Annotated in this window: 13 protein-coding genes; 5 read left to right on the plus strand and 8 right to left on the minus strand. The window is 71.3% G+C overall.

Annotated features, from left to right (window positions below):
* Positions 1–20: 20 nt before the first annotated feature.
* The 3 genes from ACQPXG_RS04495 (at position 21) to ACQPXG_RS04505 (ending at position 6183) form a co-directional block, all read left to right on the plus strand.
* Positions 21–1334: a helix-turn-helix domain-containing protein gene (locus tag ACQPXG_RS04495; protein ID WP_433466341.1), complete on the plus strand. Its 1314-nt coding sequence runs from the start codon at positions 21–23 to the stop codon at positions 1332–1334.
* A 28-nt stretch (positions 1335–1362) separates the two neighbouring features.
* Positions 1363–5319: a TIR domain-containing protein gene (locus tag ACQPXG_RS04500; RefSeq protein ID WP_433466342.1), complete on the plus strand. Its 3957-nt coding sequence runs from the start codon at positions 1363–1365 to the stop codon at positions 5317–5319.
* 195 nt (positions 5320–5514) lie between these two features.
* Complete coding sequence (locus ACQPXG_RS04505; protein WP_433466343.1) at positions 5515–6183, plus strand: TIGR00730 family Rossman fold protein; 669 nt, start codon at positions 5515–5517, stop codon at positions 6181–6183.
* 99 nt (positions 6184–6282) lie between these two features.
* On the opposite strand, the gene ACQPXG_RS04510 is transcribed toward ACQPXG_RS04505, so the two are convergent.
* From ACQPXG_RS04510 to ACQPXG_RS04545, 8 genes are read right to left on the minus strand one after another with little or no spacing between them, the layout of a single operon-like run.
* On the minus strand, positions 6283–6810 hold the full coding sequence (locus ACQPXG_RS04510) for a flavin reductase family protein (protein ID WP_433466344.1): 528 nt from the start codon (positions 6808–6810) through the stop codon (positions 6283–6285).
* A complete protein-coding gene (locus ACQPXG_RS04515; RefSeq protein WP_433466345.1) occupies positions 6807–7232 on the minus strand; it encodes an ester cyclase in 426 nt (141 codons plus the stop codon). The genes ACQPXG_RS04510 and ACQPXG_RS04515 overlap by 4 nt, the downstream gene beginning before the upstream one ends.
* 15 nt (positions 7233–7247) lie before the next feature.
* The gene (locus ACQPXG_RS04520) at positions 7248–8747 is read right to left on the minus strand and encodes an aldehyde dehydrogenase (RefSeq protein ID WP_433466346.1); all 1500 of its coding nucleotides are present in this window, start codon (positions 8745–8747) and stop codon (positions 7248–7250) included.
* Positions 8692–9495, minus strand: coding sequence for an alpha/beta fold hydrolase (locus ACQPXG_RS04525; protein WP_433466347.1), 804 nt, complete (start codon positions 9493–9495; stop codon positions 8692–8694). Before ACQPXG_RS04525 ends, ACQPXG_RS04520 begins: the two co-directional genes overlap by 56 nt.
* Positions 9492–10043 carry an amino acid synthesis family protein gene (locus tag ACQPXG_RS04530; RefSeq protein ID WP_433466348.1) on the minus strand — a complete coding sequence of 184 codons (552 nt, stop codon included), beginning with the start codon at positions 10041–10043 and terminating at the stop codon, positions 9492–9494. The genes ACQPXG_RS04525 and ACQPXG_RS04530 overlap by 4 nt, the downstream gene beginning before the upstream one ends.
* Complete coding sequence (locus ACQPXG_RS04535; protein WP_433466349.1) at positions 10040–10639, minus strand: amino acid synthesis family protein; 600 nt, start codon at positions 10637–10639, stop codon at positions 10040–10042. The genes ACQPXG_RS04530 and ACQPXG_RS04535 overlap by 4 nt, the downstream gene beginning before the upstream one ends.
* Before the next feature lies 1 nt (position 10640).
* On the minus strand, positions 10641–11774 hold the full coding sequence (locus ACQPXG_RS04540; RefSeq protein WP_433466350.1) for an LLM class flavin-dependent oxidoreductase: 1134 nt from the start codon (positions 11772–11774) through the stop codon (positions 10641–10643).
* A 5-nt stretch (positions 11775–11779) separates the two neighbouring features.
* Positions 11780–12508: a GntR family transcriptional regulator gene (locus ACQPXG_RS04545; RefSeq protein ID WP_433466351.1), complete on the minus strand. Its 729-nt coding sequence runs from the start codon at positions 12506–12508 to the stop codon at positions 11780–11782.
* A 169-nt stretch (positions 12509–12677) separates the two neighbouring features.
* Here ACQPXG_RS04545 and ACQPXG_RS04550 point away from each other — a divergent pair, with 169 nt between their 5' ends.
* Both ACQPXG_RS04550 and ACQPXG_RS04555 read left to right on the plus strand, forming a co-directional pair.
* Positions 12678–14135, plus strand: coding sequence for a purine-cytosine permease family protein (locus ACQPXG_RS04550; protein WP_433466352.1), 1458 nt, complete (start codon positions 12678–12680; stop codon positions 14133–14135).
* 186 nt (positions 14136–14321) lie between these two features.
* Entirely contained in the window at positions 14322–14861 is a 540-nt protein-coding gene (locus tag ACQPXG_RS04555) for a DUF4396 domain-containing protein (protein ID WP_433466353.1), read from the plus strand.
* Positions 14862–14911: the final 50 nt, after the last annotated feature.

Raw genomic sequence — 14911 nt, forward strand, 5'->3', positions numbered from 1 at the left:
ACACCTGAGGTGAGCATGGCATGGGCGACCAACCGAGACCGTTCGGCGCTGAGTTACGGCGGGCCCGGCTGGCCGCCGGCCTCTCGCTCGGCGGGCTGGCCCGGATCGTTCACTACAGCAAGGGCTACCTGAGCAAGATCGAGACCGGGCGGAAGCCGCCCGGTGTGGACCTGGCCCGGCGCTGTGACGCGGCACTCGGCACCGGCGGACGTCTCAGTGAGCTGGTCGGACCCGCGTCTCCCGAGAACGCGACGTCCGGCGTCGCGCCGCCCGGCGACCAGACGGCCGAGGACGAGGCCTGGGTGATGAGCCTGGCACCGCGGGGTCCCGGCTGGTTCGCGCCGATGAGCCGCAGGGCGGCGCTGTCCACCGGGGCCGCCGCGCTGCTCACGCTGGAGGTGAACCCGTCCGGCGGGTCGGCCGCCATGCGGCAGGAACCCACGTACGACACGTTCGCGGCCATGTTCGAGCTGCATCGCCGGCTCGGCCGGACGATGAGCCCGGCCGCGGTACTGCCCAGCCTGATCGCGCAGACCCACACCCTGCGGGAGTTGGCCGCCGCCGCCCGGCCCCCGGCGCGGAACCGGCTGCTCTTGCTCGCCGCCCGCTATGCCGAGTTCACCGGGTGGATGGCGCAGGAGGCCGGACACGACCAGGCGGCCACATGGTGGACCCGCACCGCGGTGAGCATGGCGGAAGCCGCGGGCGACCACGAGTTCGCCGCGCATGGCCTGGTTCGCACAGCGCTGGTCGCCATGCTGCAGGAGGACGCGGCGCAGACCGTCGAGCTGGCTGGCCTGGCGCAGGCCGACACCAGGGTGTCGCCCCGGGTGCGCGGCCTGGCGGCGCTGCGCGAGGCGCAGGGACACGCGCTGGCCGGCGACGACCGGCGGTGCCACCGGGCACTGGACCGGGCGGCCGCGCTGCTGGACCGGGCACAGTCGACCGGGCAGGACGGCGGCCTCGCCCTCGGCCCGGCCAGCGTGGCCGACATGGGTCCGGTCGTCACCGGCTGGTGCCTGTACGACCTGGGCCGTCCGGCCATGGCCGCGCAGATCCTGGACGACCAGGTGCCCCGCATGCCGGCCGGCGCCGAGCGGGCCAGGGCCCGGTTCGGGGCGCGGCGGGCGCTCGCGCACGCCGCGGCCGGCGAGCTCGACCACGCCTGCCACCTGGTCGGCCTGGTGCTGGACGACATCGAGCTGGTGGACTCGGCCACCATCCGGGTCGACCTGAGGCGGCTCTCGCGGACGCTGACCAGATGGCGTGACCACGCGCCGGTGCGGGAGCTGCAACCGAGGCTGGCCGCGGCGTTGCACGTGCCCGTTCGGTGACCACGGCGAAAGGGATGACTTGGGCGGGGTGTTCGTCAACTACCGCACCGGTGACGGGGACTGGGCCGCGACGCTGATCGCACGGGAGCTCGCCACCCGGTTCGGCGCGCACAACGTCTTCCTGGCCAGCAAGTCGATCCGCCTCGGCGAGGACTTCGCCGAGCGGATCGAGGCCCGGCTGCGCGAGTGCGACGTGCTGCTGGCCGTGATCGGCACGCGCTGGCCGGCGATCACCGACCGGGCCGGGCGGCCGCGCATCGACGACCCGGACGACTGGGTGAACCGGGAGATCATCGCGGCGCTGAAGCACGGGCTGCGGGTCATCCCGGTGCTCCTCGACCGGGTACCGCGGCTGGACGAGTCCGACCTGCCGCTGAACATCGCCCGCCTGGCCCGATGCCAGTACCTGCGTCTGCACCACCGGAACGACGACCGCGACATCGCCCGCCTGCTCGACGAGCTCGCCGAGCTGGTCCCCGGCTTTCAGGAGCCGCGCCCCGTGCCGGTGTCGCCCGAGGACGACTCGGCCCAGTGCCCGTACCGCGGGCTTCAGCCGTTCCGCGAGGAGGACGCCGAGGTCTTCCACGGCCGCGACCGGGAGATCGCCCGGCTGACCCGTCTGGTCGCGCACCGGCCGGTCGTCGTGGTCGCCGGCGCGTCGGGGAGCGGGAAGTCGTCGCTGGTGCGCGCGGGGCTCTGGCCGGTGCTGCGGCGGGAGGAGGCGGCGTTGGCGGTGTTCCGTCCGATCGCCGGGGTCTCACCGCGGGCGCTGCTGATGAACGCGCTGCGCACGGTGCTGGGACCGGGCCGGCACGACCGGCTCGACGACCGGGACGGCGACCTGGCGCTGCTCGCCGACCCGATCGCCGAGGAGGTCGGCGAGCTGGTGCTCTGCGTCGACCAGTTCGAGGAGCTCGCGGGGACGGATCCGGCCGCGGCCCGGGAGCTGTTCGACCTCGTGGCCGAGCTGGTGCACGCGGCGCCCCGCCGACCCGGCCGGCCCCCGGCGCTGCGCGCGGTGTTCACCATGCGCTCGGCAGGCGTCGACGAGGTGCTCACCGCCGAGCTGGCCGCGGTCCTGGAGGAGTCCACGGTGTACGTGCGCGCCATGGGCCCGGCGGAGCTGCGCGCCGCGATCGCCGAACCCCTGGCCGCGACGGGTCACGTGGAGTTCGAGCCCGGGCTGGTCGAGCGGATCGTGGGGGACGCGGAGGGCGCGCCCGGCCAGCTGCCGCTGGTGGAGTTCGCGCTGACCCGGCTGTGGGAGTCACGGCGCGGCGGGCTGCTCACCCACGAGGCGTACGACGAGATGGGCGGCGTCGGCGGTGCTCTGGCCGCGTACGCCGAGGAGTTCTACACCGGACGGCTGCCCGCCGCCCGGCAGCCGCTGGCCCGGCGGCTGCTGGTGCAGCTCGCCCGGCCCGGCGAGGACGGCTCGTTCCGGTTCGCGCCGGCCCGCCTGGACCGGCTGCCGCCGGAGCTCCGCGAGCCGGCCGCGGAGCTGGGATACAGCCGCCTGGTCGTGATCCGCCAGGACGTCGGCCAGCCCGAGGTCGTCGCGCTCGCCCACGAGGCGCTCGTCCACGCATGGCGACGGTTGCACGACTGGCTGGTGGCCGCGCAGGAGTTCCGCACCTGGCAGGAGCAGCTTCGGGTCACGCTCGGCCAGTGGCAGGCGTCCGACAAGGACTCCGGCGGTCTGCTGCGCGGCGCTCCGCTGGCGACCGCGGAGCAGTGGCTGGCAGCAGGCCCCGAGGATCTGACCGCCGCCGAGCGGGAGTACGTCGTCGCCAGCCGCAGGCACCGGCTTCGGGGTGTCCGGCGCTGGCGCGCGGTGACCGCGTTGGTCGCCGCGCTGGCGCTGGCCACGAGCGTCCTGTCCGTCGTGGTGGTGCAGCGCAGCGACGAACTCGCCGGGCAGCTCCACGACGCCAACGCCACGCTGCTCGCCCAGGAGGCGCAGAGGGCGGTGGACGACCATCCGTCGTCGGCATTGCAGTTCGCTCTGGCGGCATGGCGGGAGAAGCCGGGCAATTCAGGTGCATATGAGGCGTTGCTGGCTCAGTACCTCAAGTGGCGCTTCGCCGAGCGGATCTACCCTCCGGAGGAGGGCGGCCCGCTCAGCCGGTCGCAGGCCAGCACGGACGGCCGCGTCCGGGCGGCGCTGGTCGGCGGTGGGGAGCACCGGGTCGTGGTGTGGGACGGCCCGCCGGAGCGGTCGCGGCGATGGGTTCCGACGACGGAGGAGGCGGCCTCGTTCGCGGTGAGCCCGGACGGCGGGTCGCTCGCGATCAGTACCTTCGACGGCGCGGTGCTGCTGTGGACGATCGCCGACCGCGCCGGCCCGTTCCCGTTGCGGCAGCGGGGGTCCGGCGACCCGCCGGCCACGCTGCGGTTCGACGCGGACGGCCGGTACCTCGCCGAGAACATCGACCTGAAGCGGGTCGAGGTGTGGGACGTCCGGAAGCGCCGGCCGCTGCCGACCGCGATCGGTTCGAAGACGTCCCTCAACGACGCCGTCCCTCTCCGAGGCGGAGACGCAGTGGTGACCCAGACGGGCGCCCTCGGGTCCAGTGAGGTCGTGGTGCGCGACAGAGTCACCGGCGAGAAACTGCGTGACTTCCCGAAGGGGTCGATCACCCTTGGCGCCGGCTCGGACATAGCCGTCTGCGAGCCCGCCGGCCTGCGCATCCGCGACGCGCGAACGGGCGCCGACCGCACGCCGTCCCCGGCCCCACCACCATGCAACGGCGGGACTCCGTTCATGACGGACGCCACGGGCCAGTTTCTTTGCGTCGTGGGCTCCTGCGGCACGTCCGGTGTTGGCATGTACACCTTTCTGCATTGGCCGACCGGCAGGCGCTACACGATCCGTGCGCCGCTGCCCTCTGAGTCGGAGACCGTGGGAGCGGTCGGAATGCTGGACGCCGGCGGCGGCCTGACCATGGTGGTGCACAACGGCGACACCTTCGCGCAGGCACGGGCCGCGAAACCGGACCCACCCGACGAAGGGAAGAAATCCCCGTTCGTCACCGCTCCCGCGTTCGACCCCGAGCATCGCCGATGGCTGAGCGCACGGGAGAACGACGATCTGGTCCTTACCGACGCCGTCACCGGGCGGCGGCTGGCCGAGGTACCCGGAAAGCATCATGAACCGAACCTGGTGTTCACCCCGAGCGGCGATCGCGCGCTCAGCGGTGCCGGGGGCGAACTGCGGATCTACCGGGTTCCGGATCTGAGCGTGGAGCGAGAGATCCGGGTACGCGACGCCCCCGCGACCAGCCGCTCGGAGGTCGTCGCGCTCTCCGATGACGAGGCGGCCTTCCTGCAGGACGGCGTGCTCACCCGGTGGAACCTGGACACCGGCCGATCGGTGGCCGGCCCGATTCAGCTGGACGAAGGGTCGAACGACCAGGTGGGCATTCACGCCCGGCCAGGCCACCCGGGTCAGATCGTCGCCGACACGGAGGCCGGCGTGGACATCTGGGACGTCGGCAAGCGGAGCCGGATCGTGCGCCTCAAGGGCGAAGTGAAGGCGGGCGGCTCGCAGGCGATCGCGTTGAACGCCGACGGCACCCGGCTGGCCGCGGTGTCCCGGGCGCGCGGTGAGGTGGAGGTGTGGGACGTGGACACGTCCCGCGCTCTGCCGTCCATCCCGAGCCAGGCGCTGAACGTGGTCGGCTTCGCGGGCCCGATGCTGCTGCTCGGTGACGTCAGCGGCAAGATCCAGTTTTGGCGCTGGGAGCAGGCCGAACTGGTCGCGACCGTCACCGTGCCCGGCCTCGTCGGGCGGTGGAGCTGGTTGCACGGCGACGAGCTCTCCTACCTGGAGCTGGACGCACCCGTCGGGTCCGTGCGGTCCCTGCGATTCGATCCGGACGAGTGGTTCGCACGGCTGTGCGAAGAAGGAGACCGAGCTTTCACGCAACGCGAGAAGGACCGGTTGCCGAGCACGGTCAGCCGGGCCCGCCCCTGCTCGCACTGACACGACTTCAAAAGGCACGACGGCCGGCCGGGCGGATCGCGGATCGCGCACGCCCGGTCACGGTCCGCCGCGAAACTCATCGGTCACGGACGGTGGCGAGCGGTCGGCGTAAGCGGACGATCATGAGTGGCACCCGATGGCCGGGTGCCCTTGCGATGCCTCGGGTGTCGTAAGCGAGCAAGATGAGGTTCAACGATGACAAAAGTGATTCACCCCCCCGGTTCAGCAGGGGAGGAGGGCGCTCACCTGCTCGGCCTCGACGAAGCCTGGATCCAGGCAGTCGCGGCGGAGTTCCGGGAGGGCTTCACCGCCCTCAACGGCGTCCAGCGGCTGGTCACCGTGTTCGGCAGCGCCCAAACCGTGCCCGGCTCGGATGAGTACCAGCTCGGCGTCGACATCGGTGCCCAGCTGGTCACGGCCGGGTTCGCGGTCATGACGGGCGGTGGACCCGGCGCAATGGAGGCTGCCAACCGTGGCGCCAGGTCCCAAGGCGGCCTGTCGGTCGGCCTGGGAGTCGTGCTGCCGAACGAGCAGCAAATGAACCGCTATCTCGACATCGAGGTGGTGTTCAAGGAACTCTTCACCAGGAAGTTCTTCCTGGTCCGGTGCGCGCAGGCCATCGTCGTCACGCCGGGAGGGTTCGGAACGCTCGACGAACTCTTCGAGGCCCTGACCCAGGTCAAGACCAAGACGATCGGCCGTAGGCCGATCGTGCTGGTCGGGGACTACTTCTGGGACTCCTGGATGTCCGACATCCACGGCCTCGTGAGGGCAGGCAAGATCTCCGAGAACGACCTCAAGCTCCTGTCCGTCGTCAACACGGCGGAGCAGGTTGTCGAGGCCGTCAGCATGCGCGCCGCCTGATAGGCGGAGGCGCAGAAGGTTCCGCGCGGTGTGCGGAACCTGAGCAGTAATGGACTCCCGGTCGGGCAGCGTTTCGCTGTCCGACCGGGGGTTCTCGTTTTATGGGGCCGGACGCGGGATCGGCTTGAGGTGCGCGCCGTCGTGGAAGTCGGACCCCATGTACACCAGCGGCGCCGCGTCCGCGCAGGCCGCCGTGAGGACCCGGCCGATGAAGATGGTGTGCGTGGCGGCGCGGACGCGTTCACGGACCTCGGCCTCGATGCTGGCGCAGGCGCCGTCGAGGATGGGGCAGCCGTTCTCGCCGGTGTGCCAGGCCACGTCGCGGAACTTGTCGGGGTTCTTGGTCGCGAAGTGCCGGGCGACACCGGCCTGGTCGCTCGCCAGCAGGTTCACCGCGAACCGTTCCGCACGGAACAGCGGTTCGTAGGTGGACGACGTCTTGGCCACGCACACGAGGATCAGCGCCGGTTCGAGCGAGACGCTGGAGAACGCGTTGACCGCGAGGCCGCGGGGTGCGCCGCGGTCGATGGTGGTCACGATGGTCACGCCCGTGACGAACTTGCGGTGGAACGCGCGCAGTTGGTCGGCGTCGACGGCGGACGGTGCGGTGTTCACGGCGTTGTTCATGTGATGTCCCGGAGGGTGAGGATGCCGAGGGTGGTGAGGAGATCGCGCGGATCCCAGGTGACCCACTCCTCGGCGATGCGGGCTCCGTCGAAACGCGCGATGGTGATCCCCGAGACGGTGACCTCGCGCTCGGTGGGCGGCACGTCGAGGAACTCCCCCTGGTGGGTGCCCACGCTGTGCCAGCGCATCACCGTCTTGTCGTTCTCGCCGACCATGTCGTCGATGACCGTGCTCAGGCCGGGGAACGCCTTCTTGACCATGGTGATGGAGTCTTTGAAACTCGCAGCGTCCTGGTCCCCCGACTGCGTGTGGCGCACGTATCCGGGTGCGAGGAGTTCGTCGAGGGCGTCGACCCGGCCGTCGTTCCAGGTCCGGTGCCAGACGTCGGCGATCCGCCGCTTGCGGTCATCGATGGGGTTCATGATCTCTCCGTGCGGTCAGCGCATGATGAAGGGGTCGGCCATGGGCTCGTCGCTGGTGTTGATCCAGACGCTCTTGACGCGGGTGTACTCGTGGATGACCTCGGACCCGTTCTCCTTGCCGAGTCCGCTCTGCTTGAAGCCGCCGAGCGGGGACAGCGGCGACATGGCGCGGTAGGTGTTGACCCACACCGTGCCCGCGTCGATCGCGGCCGCCATGCGGTGGGCGCGGGCCAGATCGCGGGTCCAGACGCCGGCGGCCAGCCCGTACGGGGTGGCGTTGGCGAGGGCGACGGCCTCCTCCTCGTCCCGGAAGCGCATGACGGTCAGCACGGGCCCGAAGATCTCCTCCTGGCAGATCCGCATCTCGTTGCCGGTGTCGGTGAAGATGGTCGGCCGGTAGTACCAGCCGTCGCCGAGTCCTTCGGGTTCGGCGGCGCCCAGGACGACCTTGCCGCCCTCCTCCTGGCCGAGCGCGACGTAGTGGCGGACCTTCTCCAGCTGCTCGCGCAGCGCCAGCGGGCCGAGCTCGGTGGTGTCGTCCAGCGGATCGCCCAGCCGGATCGCGGCGGCCCGTTCGGTGACCAGGCTCAGCACCTCGTCGTGGACATCCTCGTGCAGGAAGGCGCGGGACCCGGCGACGCAGGTCTGGCCCCCGGCCGCGAAGATCCCCGCGACGATCCCCATCGCCGCGCTGCGCGGGTCGGCGTCCGGGAAGACGATGTTCGGGGACTTGCCGCCGAGCTCAAGGCTCACCCGCGCCAGCCGTGACCCGGCGACGCTCGCGATGGCCTGCCCGGTCGCGGTGCTGCCGGTGAACGCGATCTTGTCGATGCCGGGGTGTTCGACCAGCGCCGCGCCGGCGGTGTGCCCGTGCCCGGTGACCACGTTGACCACTCCGGGCGGGAAGCCGGCCTCGTCCAGCAGCGCGACCATCCGCAGCAGGGACGCGGAGGTGTGCTCGGACGGCTTGACGACGACGGTGTTCCCGGTCGCCAGCGCGGGGGCGAGCTTCATGGACGTCAGCAGAAGCGGGGAGTTCCACGGCGTGATCGCGCCGACCACGCCGACCGGTTCCCGCCGCGTGTAGTTGAAGATCGCCGGATCCATGGTGTGCAGCACCTCGCCGCCCACCTTGTCGGCGATCCCGGCGAAGTAGTAGAAGTACTCCGGCAGCACGGCGAGCTGCCCGCGCATCTCGCGGAGCAGCTTGCCGTTGTCCAGCGTCTCGCAGCGGGCGAGCTCCTCGGCGTTCTCGACGATCAGGTCGCCGAGGCGGCGCAGCAGGCGGCCCCGCCGGGTGGCGGTCAGTCCCCGCCAGCGCGGATCGTCGAACGCCGCGCGGGCGGCGCGCACGGCGCGGTCCACATCGGCGGCGGATCCGGCGGCGGCCTCGTACCAGGGGCGGCCGGTCGCGGGATTGAAGCTCGGAAAGTACCCGCCGCTCTCCGGGGCGACCTGTTCACCGCCGATGTGGTGCTGGTGCCGCGGAAGATCGGTCATGGCGGATGTCGGCACTGGCGCTCCTGACATGGTTCTCGATCGCGTGGGAGAGCTCGGCGGGCCGCTCCAGCGGCAGCAGGTGCCGTGCTCCGGGGATGATGAGGGATCGGGCACCGGAGATCGCCGAGGCCAGCCGGCGGGTCATGGCGGGCGTCGAACCGGGGTCGTCCGATCCGGTGACGGCCAGGGTGGGTGCGGCGACTCCGCCGAGGCGGGGCCACAGCAGCCGGTCGGCGGTGCCGAAGATCTCGTAACAGGCCAGGTAGGACGTCCGGTCGTTGGAGAGAAGGGTCGTCAGCACCCGCTCGCGCAGTTCCGGCTCCCGGGCCGACCATTCGGCGGAGAACCAGCGGTCCACCGCCGCGCGGGCCGAGCCGTCGAAGTCGGCGGCGGCCCGTTCGAGCCGGGCGCGGACCGCCGCGGCCTCCTCCGGCCCGCGGCGGGCGACCGAGCTGACCAGGGTGAGGCTGCGCACGCGGCCGGGAAGGGCGAGCGCGAGTTCCTGAGCGACCAGGGCACCGAGGGAGAAGCCGACCACGTGGGCCGGCCCGGCCGTCATGTCGGCGACGTCCGCGGCCAGGTCCGCCAAGGTGGTGCCAGGCTCGGCCCGGGGCGAGCGGCCGTGGCCGCGCAGGTCGACGGCCGTGACGCGGTGCCGCCGGGCGAGCTCCGGCAGGCACCGGTCCCACATCGTCCGGTCGAGCCCGACGCCGTGGATCAGCACGAGGTCCGGGCCGTCCCCGGCCGTCCGGTGAGCGGTCACTGCTCGGTCGACAGCGGTGCCAGCCGCGCCTGCGGCCGTCCCTGGGCGGCGGCGGCCAGGCCGATGACGATCTCGTCGGCGCGCGGTGCGTCGGCGACCCGCGCCTCCACGGTCTGGTGGTGCGACCGGGTGGTCGCGTCGGTGACGTGCTTGAGCGGGATGTCGAACACGGTCCCCGCCGGAGCGCGCTTCTCGACCGCGGGCAGCAGTGTCGTGGCGCCCGCCGCCTTGCGGAAGTGGTCGCCGAACTTCAGCGTGTGGATCAGCGCCGAGCCGTGCTCGATCTCGCCGTCCAGCCCGACGATCGCGGCCTTCCCGTAGGCCTCGACGGGCGCGCCGAGCGCCTCGACGACCCGCGGGGCGAGCAGGGCGCCCAGCTCGGGCGCCACCTTGTCGATCAGCGGGGCCAGGTCGTCGACGAACTCCCCGCCCGACCAGGGGTTCTCGATGACCGCGAGGACGACGGCGGTGCGGGCGGCGGGCCGGACGTCGGCCCCGCCCTCGGCGTGGATCTCCTCGACGAACGTGACGATCTTCCGGACGTTCATGGCGCGGCGGCCTCCAACTCGATGATCTCGACGGCGGGGTCCGTGGTGCGGTCGCCGATGCGCGCGTTGGGCCGCGCGCCGGACGACGCGGCCGCGACGACGACGATCTCGCCGGGCCGTGGGGCGTCGCCGACCCGGACCTCCACGGTCTGGTAGTGCGAGCGGGTGGCGCTCGCGTTCTTGTGCCACAGCGGGACGGTGAGCGGCGCGCCCGGCGCGGCCCGCTGCTCGGAGAAGACGATGATCGAGGTGCCGTCCACGGCGTCGCGGAGGAGGTCGCCGAAGTACGGCGTGTGGATGAGCGCGGAGCCGTGCTCGGCCTCGCCGTCGACGCCGACGATGGCGGCCTTGCCGAACGCCTCGACCTCGCCGGCGCCGCCGAGCGCCTCGACCAGCCGGGCGGTCAGCTCCCGGGCGAGAAGGGGGGCCACCTCGCGGACCTCGGGCTGCAGGTCCGCGACGTACCCGCGGCCGTGCCAGGGGTTGCGGATGACCGCGGCCGCGACGGCGCGCCTGGCGACGTGGTCGACCGGGCGGCCGAGTTCGGCGACGACGTCCTCGGTCATCACGACGATCTTGCGGATGAGCGGTGCCACGTCAGCCGCCCTGCGGGCCGGAGAACTGCGGCATGACCTTCTCGGAGAACAGCTCCAGGCTCCGCATGGCGTCGCGGTGCGGCAGCCCCGGATGGGTCGTCCACAGCAGCAGGTGCCGGAGGCCGACCTCGTCGCGCAGCTCGGCGATCTTGTCGGCGACGTACTCGGGAGTGCCGACGAGCATGTTGCGCGGGAACAGGAAGTCGAACGACAGCTCGTGCTCGTCGGTGAGCTCTTCACCGGCGTTCATGAGGTTGCGCAGGCCCCGCCAGTGCATGATCCAGCGGTAGGAGGTCATCACCGCCTCCTCGAACTCCCGCCGGGCCTGCTCCATCGTGTCGGCGACGTACACGTCGCGGACCAGCCCGATGCCTTCTCCGAGCGCGTACTCACGACCGGACGCCTCGCTCGCGACATCGCGGTACAGCTCGAAGCGCTCCTTCAGCGCCGAGACCGGCGGAAGCCAGAACATGCCCTGGACGCCGCGCTCGGCCGCCCAGCGGATCGAGCGCGGCGAGTCGATCACCTGCCAGAGCGGCAGCGGCGACTGCAGCGGCGACGGGGTGACCGCCATCTTCGTGATCACGCCGTCCCGGGTGAAGTCCGGGGTGGACGGGGACAGCGGGTTGCTCCACCTGACACCGGGGGCCGGGAACTCGTAGAACCTGCCCTTGTGGTCGAAGAACTCCCCGCTCCAGGCCCGCCGCATGATGTCGAGGGTCTCCTCGAACAGCGCCCGGTTCTGCTCCTCGTCGCGCGGGTCGGCCAGCGCGTTCAGGTTCAGCGCCTCCCGCCCGTACAGGCCCCGGCCGACGCCGACCTCCACCCGTCCGCCCGACAGCCGGTCCAGCATCGCGATGTCCTCCGCCAGCCGCAGGGGATGCCAGAAGGTCGCGATGTTGGCCGCCTGCCCGATCCGGATCCGGCTCGTCCGGGCGGCGATGTCCGTCCCCATCAGCACGGGGTTCGGCGTGATCTCGATCCCCTCGTGGCCGAAGTGGTGCTCGGTGTACCAGATCGACCAGAACCCGGCCTCGTCCGCGGCGCACGCGAACTCCCGCGCCTCGTTCATGACCTGGTCGTACTCGTCCAGCCGGCCCGGCGCGCCGAGGTTGTGGAAGATCGAGAAACGCATGGGGGTCACCTTTCCTCTCCGTCCCCGCCGGAGCGGTCCCGGTCGTCGATGCCGGCCACGAGCGCCTGGTGGCTCGCCCGGACGTGTTCGCGCATCACGCGCTCGGCGCCGTCGCCGTCCTTGGCCTCGATGTACTCAAGGACGCGGTGGTGCTCGGCGTTGGAGTTGGCCAGGCGCCTCGGCTGGGCCAGGGACGTGCGCACCAGGCGGTGGTAGGCCAGCTGGTTCATCAAGGTGCGGTAGTGCGCTTCGAGCTTGCCGTTGTCGGCGCCCTTGATGAGCAGCTCGTGGAACTCGTGCACCAGCTCCGCGTAGCGCTCCGTGTCGCCCGCGGCGACCGCCGCGTCCGACGCGCGCACGCTGGCGCGCAGCAGATCGAGCTCGGGCACCTGGCCGCGGAACGCCAGCAGGCGCGCCGCGGCGGCCTCCAGCAGCTCCTTCATCTGGAACAGCTCGGTGATCTCGCGGCGGGACGGGGCGGACACGAAGGTCCCCACCCGCGGCCGGATCTCGACGAGCCCCTCCGTCTGGAGCTGCTTGAGCGCCTCGCGGATCGGTGTGCGGCTCACGCCGAACTCCTCGGCGAGGGCCACCTCGGACAGACTCACCCCCGGGGTGAGGTCGCCCATGGTGATCCTCCGGCGAAGCTCGTCGGCGACACCGGCCTGAATGCTGACACCGCCGTTGGACCGCGCCCGCCGACCGGACTCAGCCGCTTTGAGAGGCTCTTGCATGGTACAAGAAGGTAGGTCGGCTTCACTGGAGTCGTCAAGAGCCTTCGATGTCATGATGTTTCCTCAGGTAGATCATCTGCAGCCGATTCTCACTCAGCTATTGACATCACCCTGATGGAGCCCGACGCTCATCTCTACCATGCAAGCCGGTAGAGATACGGAGCGCCCCATGGCCCACATCGACTCTGCTGCCGAGACCGGGGACCGCGGCTACCGCGACGCCATCGCCAAGGTCGAGCCGTACGGCGTCGACCACATCCCCGACAGCGAACGGCACGGCAGGCCCAGCTCACAGTTCTTCACGTGGTTCGGGGGGAACCTGACCCTGCCGCTGCTCCTGCTCGGGTTCTGGCCGATCTACTTCGGCCTCTCACTGCCCGAGGCGCTGCTGGCCATCGCCGCCGGCACCGCGGCGGGCGCCCTGCTCATGGGCGTGCTCGCCGCCATGGGCACCCGGCTCGGCCTGCCGCAGCAGGTGCAGGCCAGGGGACCGCTCGGGTACTACGGCAACTATCCGCCCGTGGCGATCGTCAACGTCTTCGCCGCCGTCGGCTGGGCCGTGGTCAACACGATCATCGGCGCGCAGGCCCTCCACGAGCTGCTCGGGGTCCCGTCCTCGGTCGGGATCGTCGCCATCTCGGTGCTCCAGGGCCTGCTCGTCGTGTTCGGGTACAACATGATCCACTTCGTGAACCGGATCGGCAGCGTCCTGCTGGGCGTGCTGTTCCTGTCCATCACGGTGGTGGCGCTGACCAAGGCGCACTGGACCACGCACTCCGATCCGCACGCGCCGTTCTTCGTCGGTACGACCGGCGGCTGGATCACCTCCGCCGGATACTTCTTCTCCTTCTTGCTGGCCTGGGCGCCCTTCGCCTCCGACTACTCCCGCTACCTGCCCGCGAGCACGTCCGGACGGCGGGTCCGACTCAACACCGCGGCGGGCAACTTCTGCGCGATCTTCTGGCTCGGCGCCGTCGGGGCGCTGGTCGCCAGCGCCGTCGGCCAGGCCGGCGTCATCGAATCGGTCAAGCACCTGACCGGCGACTTCGCCCCGCTGGCGATGCTCACCATCGTCGTCTCGACGTTCCCGGTGAACGGCCTCAACCTGTACGGCGGCGCGATCTCACTGCTCACGCTGCGGGCCCCGGTCTCGCGCAGGACCGCCGCGGTCATCGCCACCGTCCTGACGATGGTGCTCTCGCTGTGGCTGAGCGGCGACATCTACGCCAAGTTCCACGACTTCCTCGTCGCGTCCGGCTACCTCATCGCGCCCTGGGTGACCGTCGTCTTCCTCGACTACTTCCTCGCCGGCCGAGTCCACAAGATCAAGGAGCTGTACGACCGCTCGCGCACCGTGGAGTGGGGCTTCCTCGCCTGGTTCATCGGCTGCGCGGCGTCCCTGCCGTTCTGGACGTCCAACGCCTGGACCGGCCCGATCGCCCACGCCCACCCGGGCCTCGGCGACGTGTCCTACTACATCGGCGGTGCCGCCGCCGCCGTGGTCTACCTGCTGACCTACCGGCTGTCGCCGCTCTCCGGATCCCTGCGCCGGCACGGCCGCCACACCGGGCAGCCGGCGCAGGCCGGGCTCTCCGAATCGGGAGCATCGTCGATCCAGACCGGCTAGCCGCACGGGCACCTTCCGGTGCCGAGCCGATGACCTCGGCGATCTCGCGGTCGCTCCATCCGTGGCGCGTCTCCGCTCGCGAGCTTCGGGGGGCCGCTGGCCGCGGCCCCCCGAGGCGCGAGTGGCGACCTCCTACAATTTGTAGGATGTACTCGCCCTGATCGTTGAGAGTCGCGGAGGCATCGAATGACCCCACATGACGGCCATGGATCCGATCAGCACACCGCCGTGGGGCACGGCGAACATGAACACCATGAGGGCGGGCATGGCGCGCACGGGCATGCCGGGCCGGTGTCCTGGGCGATGGCGGCGCAGGCGACGCTGCACTGCCTGACCGGGTGCGCCATAGGCGAGGTGCTCGGCATGGTGATCGGGACGGCGATGGGGTGGTCGAACATGGCGACGATCGTCGCGGCGGTGATCCTGGCGTTCGTGTTCGGGTACGCGTTGACCATGCGCGGCGTCCTGAAGGCGGGGTTGTCGCTGCGGGCGGCCTTCGGTGTGGCGCTGGCGGCGGACACCGTGTCGATCGCGGTCATGGAGGTCTTGGACAATGCGAGCATGATGGTGATCCCGGGCGCGATGGAGGCCGGTCTGGGGGATCCGCTGTTCTGGGGAGCGCTCACGGTCGCCTTCGCCGTCGCCTTCGTGGTCACCACGCCGGTCAATCGCTGGATGATCGGCCGGGGCAAGGGGCACGCCGTGGTTCACCAGTACCACCACTGACACCAGGGTGCCGGAGTTGTCCTGTTTCCCGTGGTGCGCCGGCTCTCCGG

It is taken from the genome of Spirillospora sp. CA-128828 (assembly GCF_050945415.1).
In the GTDB taxonomy this organism is placed as follows: Bacteria; Actinomycetota; Actinomycetes; order Streptosporangiales; family Streptosporangiaceae; genus Spirillospora.